This window comes from Stagnimonas sp. FW305-C-60 (assembly GCF_058782965.1).
Genome location: NZ_JBYSYF010000003.1, coordinates 92,035 through 108,849 on the forward strand (window position 1 = coordinate 92,035; position 16,815 = coordinate 108,849).

At 70.5% G+C, this 16,815-nt stretch carries 13 protein-coding genes and 2 tRNA genes; 10 read left to right on the forward strand and 5 right to left on the reverse strand.

Annotated elements, in window-relative coordinates:
• The first annotated feature begins 3 nt into the window (after positions 1-3).
• The 10 genes from AC3WT6_RS12445 (at position 4) to AC3WT6_RS12490 (ending at position 11,283) form a co-directional block, all read left to right on the forward strand.
• Positions 4-741, forward strand: a complete 738-nt coding sequence (locus AC3WT6_RS12445) for a 3-oxoacyl-ACP reductase (RefSeq protein ID WP_492653922.1) — start codon at positions 4-6, stop codon at positions 739-741.
• Complete coding sequence (locus AC3WT6_RS12450; protein WP_492653923.1) at positions 738-1,958, forward strand: MFS transporter; 1,221 nt, start codon at positions 738-740, stop codon at positions 1,956-1,958. Before AC3WT6_RS12445 ends, AC3WT6_RS12450 begins: the two co-directional genes overlap by 4 nt.
• 95 nt (positions 1,959-2,053) lie before the next feature.
• Positions 2,054-2,129 (forward strand) — tRNA-Ala (locus tag AC3WT6_RS12455).
• 97 nt (positions 2,130-2,226) lie between these two features.
• A tRNA-Glu gene (locus AC3WT6_RS12460) sits at positions 2,227-2,302 on the forward strand.
• Positions 2,303-2,562: 260 nt separating this feature from the next.
• Positions 2,563-3,909 (forward strand): TolC family outer membrane protein, encoded by a 1,347-nt coding sequence (locus AC3WT6_RS12465; protein WP_492653924.1) that lies wholly within the window; start codon positions 2,563-2,565, stop codon positions 3,907-3,909.
• 23 nt (positions 3,910-3,932) lie between these two features.
• A complete protein-coding gene (locus AC3WT6_RS12470; protein WP_492653925.1) occupies positions 3,933-6,257 on the forward strand; it encodes a hypothetical protein in 2,325 nt (774 codons plus the stop codon).
• 103 nt (positions 6,258-6,360) lie between these two features.
• On the forward strand, positions 6,361-7,815 hold the full coding sequence (locus AC3WT6_RS12475) for a hypothetical protein (RefSeq protein WP_492653926.1): 1,455 nt from the start codon (positions 6,361-6,363) through the stop codon (positions 7,813-7,815).
• The gene (locus AC3WT6_RS12480; protein WP_492653927.1) at positions 7,812-8,732 is read left to right on the forward strand and encodes a sulfotransferase; all 921 of its coding nucleotides are present in this window, start codon (positions 7,812-7,814) and stop codon (positions 8,730-8,732) included. The genes AC3WT6_RS12475 and AC3WT6_RS12480 overlap by 4 nt, the downstream gene beginning before the upstream one ends.
• 77 nt (positions 8,733-8,809) lie before the next feature.
• A complete protein-coding gene (locus AC3WT6_RS12485; protein WP_492653928.1) occupies positions 8,810-10,489 on the forward strand; it encodes an alkaline phosphatase D family protein in 1,680 nt (559 codons plus the stop codon).
• A gap of 80 nt (positions 10,490-10,569) precedes the next feature.
• Positions 10,570-11,283 (forward strand): head GIN domain-containing protein, encoded by a 714-nt coding sequence (locus AC3WT6_RS12490; RefSeq protein WP_492653929.1) that lies wholly within the window; start codon positions 10,570-10,572, stop codon positions 11,281-11,283.
• A gap of 23 nt (positions 11,284-11,306) precedes the next feature.
• Here the strand turns inward: AC3WT6_RS12490 and AC3WT6_RS12495 are convergent, their stop codons facing one another.
• From AC3WT6_RS12495 to AC3WT6_RS12515, 5 genes are all read right to left on the reverse strand, one after another.
• On the reverse strand, positions 11,307-11,753 hold the full coding sequence (locus AC3WT6_RS12495) for a tellurite resistance TerB family protein (protein ID WP_492653930.1): 447 nt from the start codon (positions 11,751-11,753) through the stop codon (positions 11,307-11,309).
• Positions 11,754-11,808: 55 nt separating this feature from the next.
• On the reverse strand, positions 11,809-12,567 hold the full coding sequence (locus tag AC3WT6_RS12500; protein ID WP_492653931.1) for an SDR family oxidoreductase: 759 nt from the start codon (positions 12,565-12,567) through the stop codon (positions 11,809-11,811).
• An 8-nt stretch (positions 12,568-12,575) separates the two neighbouring features.
• Positions 12,576-13,466: a CE1 family esterase gene (locus AC3WT6_RS12505; RefSeq protein WP_492653932.1), complete on the reverse strand. Its 891-nt coding sequence runs from the start codon at positions 13,464-13,466 to the stop codon at positions 12,576-12,578.
• A 13-nt stretch (positions 13,467-13,479) separates the two neighbouring features.
• Positions 13,480-15,756, reverse strand: coding sequence for a CaiB/BaiF CoA transferase family protein (locus AC3WT6_RS12510; RefSeq protein ID WP_492653933.1), 2,277 nt, complete (start codon positions 15,754-15,756; stop codon positions 13,480-13,482).
• A gap of 165 nt (positions 15,757-15,921) precedes the next feature.
• Positions 15,922-16,752 carry an alpha/beta fold hydrolase gene (locus AC3WT6_RS12515; RefSeq protein WP_492653934.1) on the reverse strand — a complete coding sequence of 277 codons (831 nt, stop codon included), beginning with the start codon at positions 16,750-16,752 and terminating at the stop codon, positions 15,922-15,924.
• Between the last annotated feature and the right edge of the window lie 63 nt (positions 16,753-16,815).

Sequence of the window (16,815 nt, forward strand, 5' to 3'; positions counted from 1 at the left end):
GCGATGCGTCCACGCACGGCCCTGGTCAGCGGCGGCACCGGCGCCATCGGCGGCGAGATCTGCCGGCAGTTGCAGGCGGCCGGCTTGCAGGTGCTGGCGGTGGGACACCCGGCGGAGGTCGCGCGCCTGCCGGAGCTGCAAGCGCGGCTGGGGCCGGAGGTCGCCATCCGCTTCTGCGACCTCGCCGACCCAGAGGCCAGCGCCGCGCTGCTGGCCAGTCTGCCGGCGCCGTTCGACGCCATTGATGTGCTGGTCAATGCCGCCGGCATCACCCGCGACGCGCGCTTCGTGAAGATGAACCTGGGGCAATGGCGCGAGGTGATGGCGGCCAATCTCGACGCCGCCTTCCACTTGAGCCAGCCGCTGTTCACCGGCATGTGCGCGCGTGGCTACGGCCGCATCGTCAACATCTCCTCGGTGAACGGCCAGAAAGGCCAGTTCGGCCAGGCCAACTACTCGGCGGCGAAGGCCGCACTGCACGGCTTCACCATGGCGCTGGCGCAGGAGGGCGCGGCGCTGGGCGTGACCGTCAACACCGTGTCGCCCGGCTATATCGAGACGCCGATGACCGCCGCCATCAAGCCCGAGGCGCTGGCCAAGATCCGCGCGCAGATTCCGCTCGGCCGGCTGGGCCTGCCTTCGGAGATCGCGCGGGTGGTGTGCTTTCTCTGCGATGCGCAATCGGCCTACATCACCGGCGCCAATATTCCGGTGAATGGCGGCCTGTACATGTCGGCGTGAGCGAGCGCGCGCGCTCGCGGCAGCTGCTGGCGGTGCTGGCGGCGGCACTGGGTTATTTCGTCGATCTCTACGACATCGTGCTGTTCGGCGTCGTGCGTGTCGCCTCGCTGCGCGAGCTGGGTCTGGAGGGCGCGGCCAACACCGACTGGGGTATCGCCCTGCTCAATCTGCAGATGAGCGGCATGCTGATCGGCGGCCTGTTCTGGGGCTGGTTCGGCGACCGTTACGGCCGCCGGCTGGCGCTGATCGCCACCATCGCGCTGTACTCGCTGGCCAATATCGCCAATGCCTATGTGAGCAGCGTCGAGCAGTACGCGCTGCTGCGTCTCCTGGCCGGCATTGGCTTGGCCGGTGAGCTGGGTGCCGGCATCACCCTCATCGCCGAATCGCTGCCGCGCCGCCTGCGCGGCTACGGCACCACGCTGATTTCCTTCCTGGGTCTGGTCGGCGCGCTGGCCGCCTCCTATGCCGGGCAATGGCTGCCCTGGCGCACGGCCTATCTGGTCGGTGGCGGCGCCGGCCTGCTGGTGCTGTTGCTGCGCTTGCAGGTGCTGCGCGAGTCGCCGCTGTTCCTGCGCGAGCGCCTGCTGCCCGCCGCCCGGGGCGGCGAAGGATTGCGGCGCCTGTTTGGCAGCGGGGTGCTGTTCCGGCGCTTTCTGACGGTGACCTGGATCGGCGTGCCGATCTGGTACGCCTCGGCGCTGTTCGTGAACTTCGCGCCGGAGTACGGCAAGGCCCTGGGCCATGCGCAGCCGCTGCTGGTGGGCGAGGCGCTGCGCTGGCAGGCGGTTGGCCTGGCGCTGGGCAGCGGATTTTCCGGCCTCATCAGCGAATGGCTGGGGTCCCGGCGCAAGGTGCTGGCGGTGGCGCTGCTGGCGCTCTTGGGCCTGAGCCTGGGGCTGATGCGCAGCGACAGCCCGGCAGTGTATTGCCAGGCCCTGTTCCTGATCGGGCTCGCCCAGGGCTACTGGACGGTGTTCGTGACCCTGGCGGCGGAGCAGTTCGGCACCAATCTGCGCGCCACGGTGACCACCATCGTGCCCAACCTGGTGCGCGCCGCCACCGTGCCGGTGACGCTGGGAGTGAAGCTGCTCTGGCCGCTGCTGGGCCTGGTGGCCGCCACGCTCGCGGTCGGTGCCCTGGTGTTCGCGCTGGCCTTGGTGGCGCTGCGGCGGCTGCCGGAAAGCTATGGCCGCGATCTCGACTACCGCGACTAGGCAGGCGTGGAGTGCTCCTGATCATGGTGGTGCTCGGCGTGAAAATTAGTGGTTGCGTTTCGGGATCGGCCGCGTATAATTCGCGGCCTCCGCAAGGGGCTATAGCTCAGCTGGGAGAGCGCTTGCATGGCATGCAAGAGGTCGTCGGTTCGATCCCGACTAGCTCCACCAAATTTTTGGTTTCCCGTTTTCTGGTTTCGCAAGGCAGCATCCAGCGACCATGAAACGGGCGAGATCAGTCCAGCACTGATTGCATGCAGTACGCCTCGTTCCCATCGTCTAGAGGCCTAGGACACGTCCCTTTCACGGATGTAACAGGGGTTCGAATCCCCTTGGGAACGCCATTGCATGCCCTCCGATCGCCCGCTCCAGCGGGCTTTTTCGTTTCCGGCGCCTGACCTTCCGGCCGCGCGCCGCCGCGCCAACACAAGACTCACCTCGCACTTGCGCCCGCTTGCGGCGACAATCGCCGCATTGCCGTGGTAGCGCTGCGCATGGACGGCGCGCACCGGCACCGGAATGCCAGGGAGCAGGTATGCGGAGGAGAAATAAATCAGGCCGGCAAAGCACGGCCGTAGCGGCCGCATGGCTGCTGCTGTTGGCCATGGTCGCCAGTCCCTTGCAGGCTCGCGGCGAGGAGGTCGCTACCGCGGTCGCCGGGCCGGTGAATCTGTTGCAGGTCATCAACGATGCGCTGCTCGCCAGCCCGCAGCTGCAATCGGCGCGCGCCGAGTACGCGACGGCCAAACAGTTGCTGCCGGAGACCCGCGCGCGGCTGTATCCGCAGCTGTCGCTGTTCGGCACCGCCGACTGGGTGCGCGATTCGGTGGAAGGTGACTACTACGGCCTGGTCAGCTTCGAGCGCAGCGACACCTACCCACGCTATGTCTATGGCGCGACGCTGCGGCAGTCGGTATTCAGCGGGCCGCTGCTGGCGGCGCTGGATCAGTCCGAGCAGAGGGTGGCACGCGCCAAGGCCGAGGCCGAGCGCAAGCAGGAGTCCCTGCTGCTCAACGTCGCCGACGCCTATTTCGCGCTGCTGGCGGTGAAGGATCGCGAGCGCATCGCCGGGATCAAGCTGCGCACCCTGCGCCAGCAGGCCGAACAGGTATCCGGCCGTGCCGCCGCCGGTCTGGCGCTGGATGCCGAACTGAAGACCGCCCAGGCCGGCGCCGAGCTGGCCTCGGCCGAACAGCTGACCGCGCAGACCCAGGTGGAGGCGGCGTTCGCGGTACTGGAATCGTTTACCGGCAAGGCCTATCGCGAGCTGCTGCCGCTGGCCGCCAATGCCAGTCTCAAGCGTCCGCAGCCCGACGAAGCGGCGGTGTGGACCGAGCGCGCCGCGCGGCAGAACCTGGACGTGACCGTGCGCGCGCTGGAGCTGGAAGTCGCCAAGCTGGAAGCCGAGCGCCTGCGTCGCGGCCGCTGGCCGCAGCTGGATCTGGTCGGCAGCGTCTACGAGATCGACAACGGTGGCGGCATCAGTGGCGAGCGTGACGAGGGTGACCAGCGCATCGGTCTGGCCGCGACCCTGCCTCTGTTTACCGGCGGCCGGCTCAGCGCCGAGATCGAGCGCGGCGTGCAGCAGGTCAAGCGCGCCGAGGCCGATCTCGCCGCCGCCCGCGCCCAGGCCGAGCGTGAGGCCAAGGTGGCCTGGCTCAACCTGAGCGCCGGCACCCAGCGCATCCAGGCCCTGCAGAAGGCGGTGAGCGCCGCCCGCGCCGCCGAGGAGGCCAACCGCGCCGGCTTCGAGGTGGGCACCCGCACCAATGCCGAGGTGCTCGACGCCATTGAGCAGCTGGCCGAGGCCGAGACCAATCTCAGCGGTGCGCGCTACAAGTTCATCATCGACAGCCTGCATCTGAAGAGCGCCGCCGGTGCGCTGCTCAACGCCGACCTCGCGCAGATCAACCGCCTGCTGCGGGCCGAGTCGGCCGCCGCCAAGCCCTGAGCGCCGCTCTTTCCGCCGCCGGCATGAGCGCCCATCCCCGCCGCCGCTTCGCGCCCGGCAGCTTGCGTCCGCGGCCGCGGCACACGGGCTGGCTGGCGTACGCGCCCGGTCGCGAGGAAGAGCCGCTGGCGCTGACTCCGGCCGAGCGCCAGCTCGCCGAGCTGCACGACGGCCAGCGCTCCGCCGCCGACATCCTCGAACGCGCTCGCCTTGAGTTGGGTATGCACCTCGATGCCGAGGCGCTGGAGCGCTTTGCCGCCGAGCTGGCGATGGCCGGCTTGCTGCAACCCGGCCGCGAGGAGCCGCTGCCCTCGCCGCCGATCAGCGACGTGCGCGGCGGCGCTTACGGCAGCCAGGCCATTCCGCCCTCGACCATGCCGGGCTCGCTGGCCGGGCCGGGCCTGATGGGCAGTCTGCTGCGGCTGGTCACCGACCGCTCGACGCTGCGCTACAAGCGCTACCGGCAAGTGCCGACCCAGCCCTGGACGCGACTCGGCGCGCCGCTGATCGCGCCTCTGGCGAATCCCTTCGCGCTAATCGGCTGGCTGGCCGCTTGCCTGCTGCTGCTCTACGGGCTGTGGCGACAGCGGCTGGCGGTGTTCTCCGATCTCGGGAATCTGAGCGGCCCGGGCATGCTGGCGCTGAACCTGGCTCTGGGCTGGACCCTGGTGCACCTGGCGACGGTCTCGGCGCGGTCCGCCGCGATCAGCCGCTACGCCGGACTCAAGCCGAAGCTGGGCTTGATTCGTGGCATGTTTGGTCAGCCCATGCTCTATGTCGACAGCCGTGGTCCGGCCGAGGCCGGTGACCGCGCCACGCGCACCCGCATCGTCGGTGCCGGTCTGTCGGCGCCCCTGGTGTTGTTCACGCTGGCGGCGCTGACCTGGTTCTTGAGCCGAGGCAGCGCCAATGCGCTCAGCCCCTACAGCCTGGGGATCGGCTTCATCGCCCTGTTCGGCCTGCTGCTGCGCGCCAATCCGCTGCTGCGGCTGGATGGCTACTTCCTGCTCGCGCAATGGCTGGGCATCCCCAATCTGCGCGAGCAGGCGTTCACCGCCAGCAAGCAGCGGCGCGGCACCGGCTGGTCGCCGGCGCAGCGCAGCCTGCCCAGGCCGGCGCTCTACCTGTTCCGCGCGCTCGCGGTCGGCAATCTCTTGCTGCTGCTGGGCCTGATGCTGTTTCCGCTGCAAGCCCTGACGGCGCGCTATGGCGCCTTGGGTCTCATTCCGTTGATGGTGGTCTTGGGGGTAATCGTGACGCAGTCCTTCCGCAATGCGCGCTCCGGCGCCAGCAACCTCAATCTCGGCCAGTTGCAGCCGTCTCCCTGGTGGCGGCGCTCGAAGCGTTTCTGGACGATCAGCCTGACTCTGCTGCTGCTGGCCTTCGTGCCCTACCGCTACCACCCCAGCGGCGACTTCCTGGTGCTGCCGGGCGACCGTGCCGACGTGCGCGCGCTCACCGCCGGCGATGTCCGCGAGGTGCTGGTGCAGGAGGGCGAGACGGTCAAGGCCGGGCAGGTACTGGCGCGCATCGCCGCCGACGAGTCGCGCGCCCAGGTCGCCTCCGGCGAGGCCAGGCTGGCGCAGTTGCGCGCCGATCTCTCGTTGGCTGGGAAGGGCGGCAAGCTGGAGGAGGTCGAGGTCGCGCGCAGCGCGCTCGACACCGCCAGCAAGCGTGCCGAGGTCTCCGCCGCCCAGGCGCAGCGCGTGCAGGAGGCCTTCCGCCGCAAGTCGGTGACCGCCCAGGAATACGACCGCGCGCGCGGTCAGGCCGATGTCGATCAGAAGGCGCTGGAGGAAGCGCGGCGCCGACTGGAGCTGGTGAAGAGCCCGGCGGTCTCCGACCGCATCGCCGCCATCGAGGCGCAGATCCGCGACGTGCAGGCGCAGCTGGTCTATCACCGCCAGCAGTTCGCCTACACCGAGGTGAAGGCGCCGATCGCCGGCGTGGTGGTGTCCGGCTCGCTGCAGTTCGCGCGCGGCCAGTTTCTGAATCGCGGCGACCTGCTGGCGGTGATCGAAGACAGCCAGGAGCGCCTCGCGGAAGTGCGCATCTCGGAGTCCGCGATCGGCGAGATCGCACCGGGCAAGGCGGCGCGGGCGCGGGTCTGGGCCTTCCCGGCGTCGAGCTTCATCGGCGAGGTGCGGCGGATCGCGCCGGCCGCCGAAGCTGGCCCCTACGGCAAGGTGGTGCGCGTGCAGGTGGCCCTGGCCGACCCCGAGCACCGCCTGCTGCCGGGCATGACCGGCAACGCCAAGCTGCAGGGCGACTGGCATCCGGCCATCGTGGTGTTCAGCCGCGCCCTGCTGCGCTTCGTGTTCGTCGAGCTGTGGTCGTGGATTCCCTGATGGCGATGGGTCTGCGCGCCATGACTACCGGCGCGCACCGCTCCTTCCCCCGCTTGCGGGGGAAGGTTGGGATGGGGGCGTGGCCCCTGCCATACAGCGCGCTATGAGCGGCCTGCGCTTCGAGGACTTCCGCCTCACCTGCCGCAATGGCTTCGGTGACGGCTGGAATCACTATGCCCACAGCATGGCGGTGTTCCGTGGCCGGGTGTACGTGGGCACCATGCGCGGCAGCTTCGCGGCGCTGAAGATCGGCGCGCCGGCGCCGGACCTCAAACCCTGGCCGATCGACAGCCCGGCCGATCTCTACAGCATCGACCGCCGCGCCGAGATCTGGGAATACACACCCGAGACCGAGACCTGGCTGCGCGTCTACCGCTCGCCGGAGGTGATCGGCGTCAATGGCCGCGCCGGCGTGCCCAGCTACATCGGCTATCGCGGCATGACCGTGTTCCAGGGCGCCAGCGACAGCGCGCCCTGCCTCTACGTCTCCACCTGGTCGCCGCATCTGGCGCACTCGCCGGACGTGCTGCGCAGCGAGGACGGCCGCCATTTCGCGCCGGTGGTGCGCCCGCCGTTCGGCCCGGCGGTGCGTGCCTGTCGCACCATCCAGCCCTTCGACGGCCGCGTGCACCTGAGCCCCACCGCCTCCGGCACCGCCAAGGGCTTCGTGCAGGACATCGGCTCGGAGGCGGTGATCTACGCCAGCGACGACCTCGCCCAGGGCGGCTGGACCCCCAGCAACCCCGAGGGCTTCGGCAACCCCGACAACGCCACCATCTTCGAGATGGCGGTCTACGACGGCCATCTCTACGGCGGCACGGTGAACGCCGCCACCGGCGGCGAGCTGTGGAAGACCCGCGGCGGCAAGCCGCCCTACACCTGGACCAAGGTCTTCGACCGTGGCGCCGGCCGTGGCCTGCACAACGAAGTGATCGGCGCCATGTGCGAGTTCAAGGGCGCGCTCTACGTCGGCTGCGGGATCATCAACGGCGGCTACCACCGCGCGCATCGCATCGGCCCGGCCGCCGCCGAGCTGCTGCGGGTGTGGCCGGACGACAGCTACGAGGTGATCGTCGGCGAGTCGCGGATCACCGAGCAGGGCGCGAAAGTGCCGCTGTCCGGCTACTCGGCCGGCTTCGACAATCTGTTCAACGGCTACATCTGGCGCATGGCCGTGCACGAGGACCACCTCTACGCCGGCACCATGTCCTGGGCCAGCCTCTTGCCCTACCTGCCGCTGCACCGCTGGCCGGCGACGGTGGCCGGCCTGATACGCCACTGGGGCCTGGAGCGGCTCAGCGAGCTGGGCGGCTGCCAGCTCTGGCGCACAGCCGACGGCGTGCACTGGCAGCCGGTGAGCCGCGACGGCTTCGGCAACAAGTTCAACTGGGGCATCCGCACCTTCGGCTCCACCCCGCAGGGCCTGTTCGTCGGCACCGCCAATCCCTTTGGCCCGCGGGTGGCCGTGCAGCGCAACGGCGCCTGGGAATACCGCGACAACCCGCGCGGCGGCTGCGAGGTCTGGCTGGGCCAGAACCCGCCGGGAGCAGGGACGTGAGCGCGACCGCGCCGCCACCGCCACTGTTCATCCTCGCCGTGCCGTTCTCCGGCGCCAGCTGGCTGGCCGGGGTGCTGGGCCGGCATCCGCGGCTGTATGCGCTGCCGCAGATCTTTCCCTGCATGGCCGACAGCGTCGGCGAGCTGCTGGATCTCTTCGCGCTCAGCCAGCTCAGCCATGGCGATGGTCTGCGCCGCGCCGTCGCGCAGCTCGCGTTCGACGGCCAGGGCGAGGCGCAGATCGCCGACGCCGACGCCTGGCTGGAAGCGCGGCGCAGCTGGAGCACGGCGGAGCTGGTCGCCTGGCTGGCCGAACAGGTGGCACCACGACGCCTGGTGATTCCGGATGCGGAAATGCCGCTGCGTCCGCACGAGTTGCAGCGCTTTCGCGGCAGCTTGCCGCAGGCGCGCTGGCTGCATCTCGTCCGTCATCCCTGGAGCCAGGGCTGCCTGCTGGCGGCCTGGCTGCGCGAGCAGTTGTTCGTGCCGGTGGACTTTCGCGATCACGCGCAGACGCCGCCTCTGCCGGAGCCGCAACTGCCCTGGCTGCGCAGCAACCAGAACCTGCTGCTGGCCGCCGGCGACTGGCCTGCAGCGCAGTGGCGGCAACTGCACGGCGAGCGCTTCGACACGGACTTTGCGGGCAGCCTCGCCGGGCTTTGTGAATGGCTGGAACTGCCGCCGCTGGCGCGCGCCGATCTCGACGCCATGGCCGAGCCCGCCGACTGGCTCTATGCGCGGATGCCGGAAGGCCCCCTGCGCGGCGGGCTGGAGGCCGAAGTCTGGGCTGACTTCGCGCCCGAGCTGGAGGCGCTGGCGGCGCAGCCCCGGCTCGATGCGCCGCTGCCCTGGCGCCGCGATGGCCAGGGCTTTGCGCCGGAAGTGCGCGCGCTGGCCAAGCGCCTGGGCTATTCCTGAGTTTTGATGGCGCTGGCGCGGAGTTTGCGCGGCGCTGGACGCAGGAAATGCAACAGAGCTTTGCCAGACTTAGTCCCATGATCCTCACCACTCGCCGTGAACTGTTGAAAGCGACCGCCGCCCTCGCTCTGGGCGGTGGCCTGTCTGCCTGTGGCGAGTCCACGCCTGCCGAGAGCGGCGTGAGCGACGCCGAACTGGAGGCGATCCTGCGCGCCCAGCCGCAGGCGCTCAGCCTGCCGGCGCTGGGCAGCGGCGACGCCGCTACGGTGTTTCCCTCCTCGCTGGCCAGCGGCGATCCCAGCGCCAGCGGCGCGGTGCTGTGGACGCGGCTGAATCCGGAGCAGTTGCAGCCCGGGGTGGACCTGCTCTGGCAGATCGCCGAGGACGAGGCCTTTACCCGGCCGGTGGTGGCGGGCAGCCATTCGCTCGCCGGACTCGACCCGCGCCACGACGGCTGCATCAAGCTCGACACCGACGGGCTGTTGCAGTCCAACCGCTTCTACTACTACCGCTTCGCCTACGCCGGCACCTCCAGCCGGGTGGGGCGGCTGCGCACCCTGCCGCGCGAGGACGAGGCGGTGGAGCGTCTGAAGCTCCTGGTCACCTGCTGCCAGGACTACACCTTTGCCTACTTCCACGCCTTCGCCGAGATGGCCACGGTGGAGGCCGACTACCTGCTGCACCTCGGCGACTTCATCTACGAGAGCGCCATCGCGCCACTGCGGCGGCTACCGCTGCCCTCCGGCGCCAGCTATGCCAGCAGCCGCGAGGATCTGCTCACCATCTACCGCGCCCATCGCAGCGACGCCGACCTGCGCGCGCTGCTGGAACGCCATACCCTGCTCGCCACCTTCGACGACCACGAGTTCGCCAACGATCTCTACTTCGACGGCAGCCGGCCGCGCGGCCCCGACCATCCGCTGGACGAAGACCCTGCGGCGATGAGTGCCTATGTGCGCGACGCGCTCGATGTCTGGTACCGCTATCTGCCGGTGCGAGTGCGCTACCGTCCGAAGGCGGCGTTCCCGGAGGTGATGCAGGTCGAACGCAGCTTCCGCTTCGGCCGCCTCGCCGAACTCGCGCTCACCGAACTGCGCATGCAGCGCAGCCCGCATCCCTGCGGCGAAGGCAGTTTCGGCCAGCGGCAGCTGGTGCCGGAGAGCAGCTGCGAGGCGCGCCAGGACGCCGGCCGCACCCTTCTCGGTAATACGCAGAAGCAATGGCTGCTCGACACTCTCAAAGGCAGTCGCGCGCAATGGCGGGTGCTGGGCCTGCCGATCCCGTTCTCGCCGATCCGCGCGCTTGCGCAGCCGCCGATGCTCTACGAGGTCGATCACTGGGATGGCTACACCGCCGAACGCGCCGAGCTCTTGTCGGCGCTGAACGGCCTGCCCAATCTGGTGGTGCTGGCCGGCGATCTGCATGCCTTCGCCGCCGCCACTCTGCGCGACGGCTATCCCGACGGGCCGGCGGTGGGCGTCGAGTTCACCAGCAGCTGCGCCGCTGCCACGCCCATCGCCAGCCCGATCAACCTGCCGGCGACATTGTTTCTGCAGAGCCCGAGCATCGTGCTGAACAATCCGCACTTCGCGCTCTGGGACGGTACCCGCAACGGCTGGCTGGAGGTGGAGTTCAGGCCCGAAGCTTGCACGGTGAGCATGCGGGCGATGCTGGCGCAGTTGCCGCTCGCCAATGCCTCGACCGAGCTGGCGCGCTTCGAGGTCGCAGCCGGCAGTAGCGAGCTGCGGCGGCTCTGAGCGGCCGGCCAAGCGGCGGCGGCGCAAACCTTTTGTGCCCCTGCGCCATCGGAGGCTGGAACCTGCCACCGGCCACCGCCATGAAAAAAGCCCTGCTTGCCTTCGCCGCCACCATGACCCTGCTCAGCGTGCTCGCCTGGGCTGGCGCCAGCCAGGTCGATATCCACCGCCTGGCCGGTGAGCTGGTGGTGCATGTCGATCACCGCCCGGTGCAGGTGGGCTCCGGCAAGCCGGCCAGCGTCGAGCGCACGCTGCCGGCCTTCGAGCGCATCGCGCTGCGCTCGGCCGAGAATGTGGAAGTGCGGGTCGGCGGCAAGCCGAGCGTGAAAGTGAGCGGCGACGACAATCTGCTGGAGCTGGTCGAAACCCGCGTCGAGGGTGACACCCTGGTGATCGAATCGCGCGGCTCCTACCGCACCAAGACGCCGCTGCTGGTGGAGGTGCAACTGCCCAGCCTGCGCCACTTCGCGCTCGACGGCAGCGCCGACGCCCGCCTCAGCGGCATCCGTGGCGAGCGCCTGGGCGTGGAGCTGAACGGCAGTGGCGACATCGAGGCCAGCGGCGAGGTGGGCGAGCTGGAAGTCGAAGTCAACGGCTCCGGCGACGCCGACCTCGGCGAGCTGCGCGCGAAGCGGGTCGAGGCCGAACTCAATGGCAGCGGTGACATCGACGTCGCCGCCAGCGAGGAGCTGCGCGCCGAGATCAATGGTAGTGGCGACATCCGTTACCGCGGCGCGCCGGCCAAGCTGCGCAGCGAGGTCAATGGCAGCGGCGATGTCGAGGCGGTGCACTGAGCGCCGCCTCCGCTGCCGATGGGCTACTGGGCTTCCAGCAACCTGAGCTTTTCGCGGATGAACACCTCGTGCGGCACGTAGATGAGGTCGGCCATGCGCCGCAGTAGCGCTTCCTCGTGGGCGTCCAGGCGCGCATCGGCATAGGCCACTTGCCAGAGCGCGCTCATCAGCCCGGCTTTCTGCTCGTGGCTGAACGTGTCGTTGACCCGCTTCACGGTGTCGTAGAGCGAGGTGGCGGCATCGACCTTGCGGTGGGCCTCGGCGATCAGCGTATCGAGCTGTTCGCCGCTCAGCTCATAGGCCTGCGCCAGGTGCTCGCGCACCACGGCCAGTTCGGCGTCCTGCACCTTCAGATCCGAGCGGGCGATCTCGATCAGCAGTTGCGCCACCACCAGGGCGGCGGATTGCGCGGTATGGGCGGATGCGGCACCGGATGCCGGGCCGAACAGGCGGCTGAGTAGGGATTTCATGCCGGGATTTTAAAGCGCTTCCCCCCGTCCTCCCGTAGGAGCGGGGAACGGAGAGCTAGCGCGCGCCGTAGCCGCCATCCACCGCCAGCAGATGGCCGTGGATGTAGCGCGCCTCGTCGGAACAGAGCCAGACCGCCGCCTGCGCGACTTCCTCGGCGCTGCCGGCGCGGCCGGCGGGGTGCAGGGCGAGGGTGGCGTCGAGCTGCTCGGGGCTGCGCTCGATGAAGCGCGCGCCCATGCCGGCGTCGATCAGGCCAGGGCAGACGGCGTTCACGCGGATGCCTCGGCCGGCATAGCTAAGCGCGGCCGACTTGGTGAGGCCGGCGAGCGCGTGCTTGCTGGTGGTGTAGGCGGCGCTCAGGCTGCCGCCGAGGCCAAACACCGAGCAGTTGTTGACGATGCAGCCGCCGCCCTGTTCGAGCATCCAGCGGATCTGGTACTTCATCAGCAGGAAGTTGCCGTCGATATTGGTGCGCATCACCCGCTGCCAGTCGGCTTCGTCGATCTCCGCCAGGGGCGTGCGCAGCGCGCTCTGGCCGGCGTTGTTGAAGGCGGCGTCGAGGCGGCCGAAGCGCGCGCGGACGGCCGCCAGCAGCGCCTGCACCTGGGCGGATTCGCCGATATCGCAAAGCCAGGCCTGGGCCTCGCCACCGGCGGCGCGCACCGCCTGGGCGCTGCTCTCGGCGCGCTCCAGGTCGAGGTCGCAGAGGGCGACGCGATAGCCCTTGCGGGCGAATTCCAGACAGGCGGCCCGACCGATGCCGCCGCCACCGCCGGTGATCAGGGCGACGCGCGTCGCCGTAGTGTCGGTCATGGATATTCTTAGTGCCGCTGGAAGAAGCGGACGATCTCCTCGGAGGCGTTGAACTGGGCGGTGTTCTGGCCCAGCAGGCCCGGCAGCAAGGTGCGGCCGCCGGCCCATTGGTGACCGACGCCGGTGAGGCCGCACCAGCTCACCTCCACACCGCCGGCGCAGGTGCCGAGACTGCGGCAGTCGGCGACACTGTCCTTGCGCAGCTCGCGTTCGCCGCTGGCGCATTGGCCACGGCCGCCGAGCTGGCCGACGATGCTCTTGATCGAAGGCCGGTAGTTGCCCTCGAACTCGCCGCCATCCCAGGGGATGCGCGGATCGGCGCGGCCCTGGATCAGCAGAGCCGACACCGGCTTGGGTGACTTGCAGGTTTCGAACATCGGCCCGCCGGACACCGGCGCGATGGCGGCGAACAGGCCGGGCGCTTCGCAGGCAACGCGGTGCAGCATCATCGCGCCGTTGGAAAAGCCGGTGCCGTAGACGCGCTTGCGGTCGATGCTGTGGGTCTTGGCGATGTCGTCGACCACCGCGCGGATGAAGCCGACGTCGTCGATGTTGCGCTTCATCGGCTGGGCGCAGCAGCTGCCGGCGTTCCAGGCGCGCTTGATGCCGTCGGGATAGGCCACCAGGAAACCAGCGCGGCCGGCCGGGCCGTCGAGGCCGCTGATGTCCTGCATGTTCTTGCCGGTGCCCCAGCCGCCATGCAGGGCGACGATCAGGGCGCGCGGCTGGCTGCTGTCGCCCGGCGGCAGGCTGAGCAGATAGCTGCGACCGCCGATTTCGCGCTCGACGGTTTGTCCGCCCTCGGCGGCGCCGGCGCTGGGCAGCGCGCCGCGATCAAAGCAGGCGCTGGCGAGCAGGGCGCTCAGTAGCAGCAGGCTGTGGAGGTGCAGACGACTCATGGCGTGGTCCTCTTTAGTAGCGGGCATAGGCGGTGCCCAGTTGCTCGGGCGCCAGCGAGGGCAGGGCGGCGCTCTGGCCGGTGGCGGCATAGAGCGCGGCGTTGGCCTCGCCGAGGTCGGGGCCGCGCCACTGTACCGCGCCGCCGCCGCGTGCCAGACGGAACGGCAGGCCGGGCAGGCGCAGCCCCTCGTCCAGCACAGTGAACCAGCCGCGCGCCTGCAACTGCGGGTCGCTGGCGAGGTCGGCGACGCTGGCGACCGGCGCGGCGGCGATGCCCATGGCCTTGAGCTGAGTCGTTGCTTCAGCGGCGCTACGGCCACGGCTCCAGTCGGCGATCAGTGCGTCGAGTTCGGCATGGGCCTGCTGGCGCAGTGCGGCGCTGGCATAGCGTGGATCGCTGGCCAGTTGCGTTCCACCCAGCAGCCGCGCCAGCGCCTGCCATTCGGCCTCGCTGCGCACGCTCAGCGTGAGCCACTGATCCTCGCCGGCGGCCGGATAGCAGCCCTGCGGCGCCCAGCGCGGATGGCGGTTGCCCAGCGGCGCCGGCTGGCCGCTGCGCGCGGCCTGGGCGAACAGCGGTGCCACGAACCAGGCGGTGGTCTCGCATTCGGAGACATCGATCCACTGGCCCTGGCCGTCGAGCGCGCGGCAGTAGAGCCCCAGCGCGGCGGCGCAGGCGCCCATCAGACCGTTCATCACGTCCATCTCGCGCACCCGGTAGGCCGGGCCGCCTTCGGCATAGGCGGTGAGCGATTGCAGGCCGCTGGCCGCCTCCAGGGTGCCGCCATAGCCGGCGTAGGCCGCGTAGGGTCCGCTGGCGCCGAAGGCCGACAGCGCCACCGTCACCAGCCGCGGATTGAGCGCGCGCAGGCGCTCAGGCCCATAGCCCTTGCGCGCCATCACGCCGGGGCGGGAGTTCTCGATCACCAGATCGGCCTCGCGGACCAGCGCGTCGAGCAGCGCGCGATGGCGGTCGAGTTGCAGGTCCAGCGTCAGCGAGCGCTTGCCGCGGTGCAGCTGCCAGAAGCGCGGGTGGGCGTTGATCTTGTCCGGGTAGCCGCCGCGCATGCCGTCCAGGCGGCGCGGGTATTCGATCTTGATCACTTCGGCGCCGTAGTCGGCATAGAGCCGCGCCGCGTGCGGGCCGGCCCAGTCGTGGCTGAAGTCCAGCACCCGCAGGCCGGCGAAGGGCGCGCCGCTTTGCGCGGGCGCGGCGCTGGGTTCGCGCGCACTCCAGCTTGGCGGCGAGGCCGGCGCCTCGCGCCAGGCGCAGCGCTCGGGCCGGAACGGCGCGTTCGGCAGGCGGCGGCGAAGGCCGTCGGCACCGACGCGCTCGCTGAAGAAACCGCGCGCCGCGTGCTGCGGATCGGCCAGTGCCTCGGGCAGCGTGCGCAGCGGCGCCCAGGCCAGGCCCTGCTGCTGGCCCCAGTGGAATAGCTGTTCGCGGGTGCGTTTGGCTAGCCAGGGCTTGAACAGCGCCTCGGTCTCGGCGCGATGGGCGATGCGGCCGCCCATGTCGGCCAGCTTCTCGCCGAGCAGTTCCGGCGCCTCGAAGTGCGCGGCGGCCTTCAGCCAGTGGCGGATCGGCCCGCCTAGCGCGGCGATCTCGCCGTCGGCGCAGGGGTAGCTGCGCCAGGGCACCATCGCGTGCTGGTCGCCGTTGCGGCGGGCGATCTTGCCGTTGGCAAGGTATTCGGCGAGCGCGACCTCGAGGTTTTCCAGCGCCGACTCGCGCAGCGCGAGGTCGATGCGGTCGCCGCCGCCGTCGCGGGCGCGCCTGAGCAGCGCCGCCATCACCGCGAAGAACGCATTCATGCCGCCGGTGAGTTCGACGATGCGCGGTCGGGCGTTGAGCGGCTCGCGCTCGCCGCTGCCGGTGCTGCGCATCAGGCCGCTGGCGGCGTAGAGCGTGAGGTCGCTGGCCGGCGCCGCCGCCAGCGGGCCGTCCTGCCCGTGCGGCGTGATCTGCACCAGCACCAGTGCCGGGTTGAGCGCCTGCAGGCGCTCGGCGCTCCAGCCGGCGGCAGCCAGCACGCCATGGCCGGCGCCGTCGAGCAGCACATCGGCCTGGGCCAGGCGCTGCGCGAATTCGGCGCTGTCGTAGGCCAGCGCCACCTGCGCCTTGCCGGCGTTGTAGAAGGCGTCTTCGTCGGCATCGAACTCGAAGCCGGGGCCGCTCACCGGCACCCGCAACAGGCGCGCGCCGAAGCCCTGCAGCAACTGGCCGCAGGCGGCGGCGGCGAGATGGCCGCTGAGTTCCAGCACCTGCAAATGGGAGAGATCGCTCATGGTCGCGTCGGGCTTGGGCTCCTCCCTCCGAGTGCGGGGGGAGGTTGGGAGGGGGGCGTTTCTTGCGGTGCGTACCGCCCCCACCCTAGCCCTCCCCCGCGAGCGGGGGAGGAAACCGGTTTGTGCTTGTCGGGCAGCGGGGTGTGCATGGAGAGGGCCGGTGGTTCAGCGCGCCAGCAGCGCGCGCACCGCCTCGGCGGTGGGCCGCGGATGGGTGATGGGGAAGAAATGGCCGACACCGGCCAGCGTCTGCAAGCGCGCCTGCGGCAGCGCGGCGGCCAGGGTCTCGGCGGATTTCAGCGCCCGGCTGGGCTGGGCGTAGAGCAGCAGCGTCGGCATATCGACCGCCGGGTAGCGCGTCGGCGCGGCGCCGGGCTGGGGAAAGTCCTCACGCAGGGTGGTCTGCTCCAGCAGATCGACGAACTGCCGCGCCGCGCGCCGCGCGCCGCGACCTTCGCCGAAGGGAGTGTAGTCGTCGCGCAGGCCCTCGCCGGGTGTCGCCAGCATCAGCCGCGCGGCGGCCTCGATGAAGCAGAGGCCGACCTCCGGCTCCCGCTGCCAGTCGCCGCCGGCGCGGCGGGCGACGTCCTGCTCGTAGGCCGAGAGCGGTTCGACCTCGTGCAGGTACATGCTCGGTTGCAGACGCTGGATGCGGCTGTCGAGCAGGGCCAGCTGGCGCACCCGCCGCGGTGCCTGCACCGCCACTTCCAGCGCCACCGCGCCGCCCAGGCTGTGGCCGACCAGCGCCGCCTGGGGCAGCTCCAGTTCGTCCATCAGCGCCAGCAGATCGGCGGCGTGGTCGCCGACGCGGTAGCCGCTCGCCGGGCGCTCGCTGTAGCCGTGGCCGCGCAGGTCGTAGAGCGTGACGCGGTGATCGGCCGCCAGGTTCAGCGCCAGATTGCCGAACCAGAAGGCGCGGTTGGCGCCCAGGCCGTGCAGCAGCAGCACGTCGGGGCCGCTGCCGAGTTGCTGGTGGGCGAGGCGCGGGCTGTTCATTGCCGAGCCCCCGGCCGGGCTCGCGGACCGCCGCGACGCCACCTACACTCTGCCGGCGCCGGG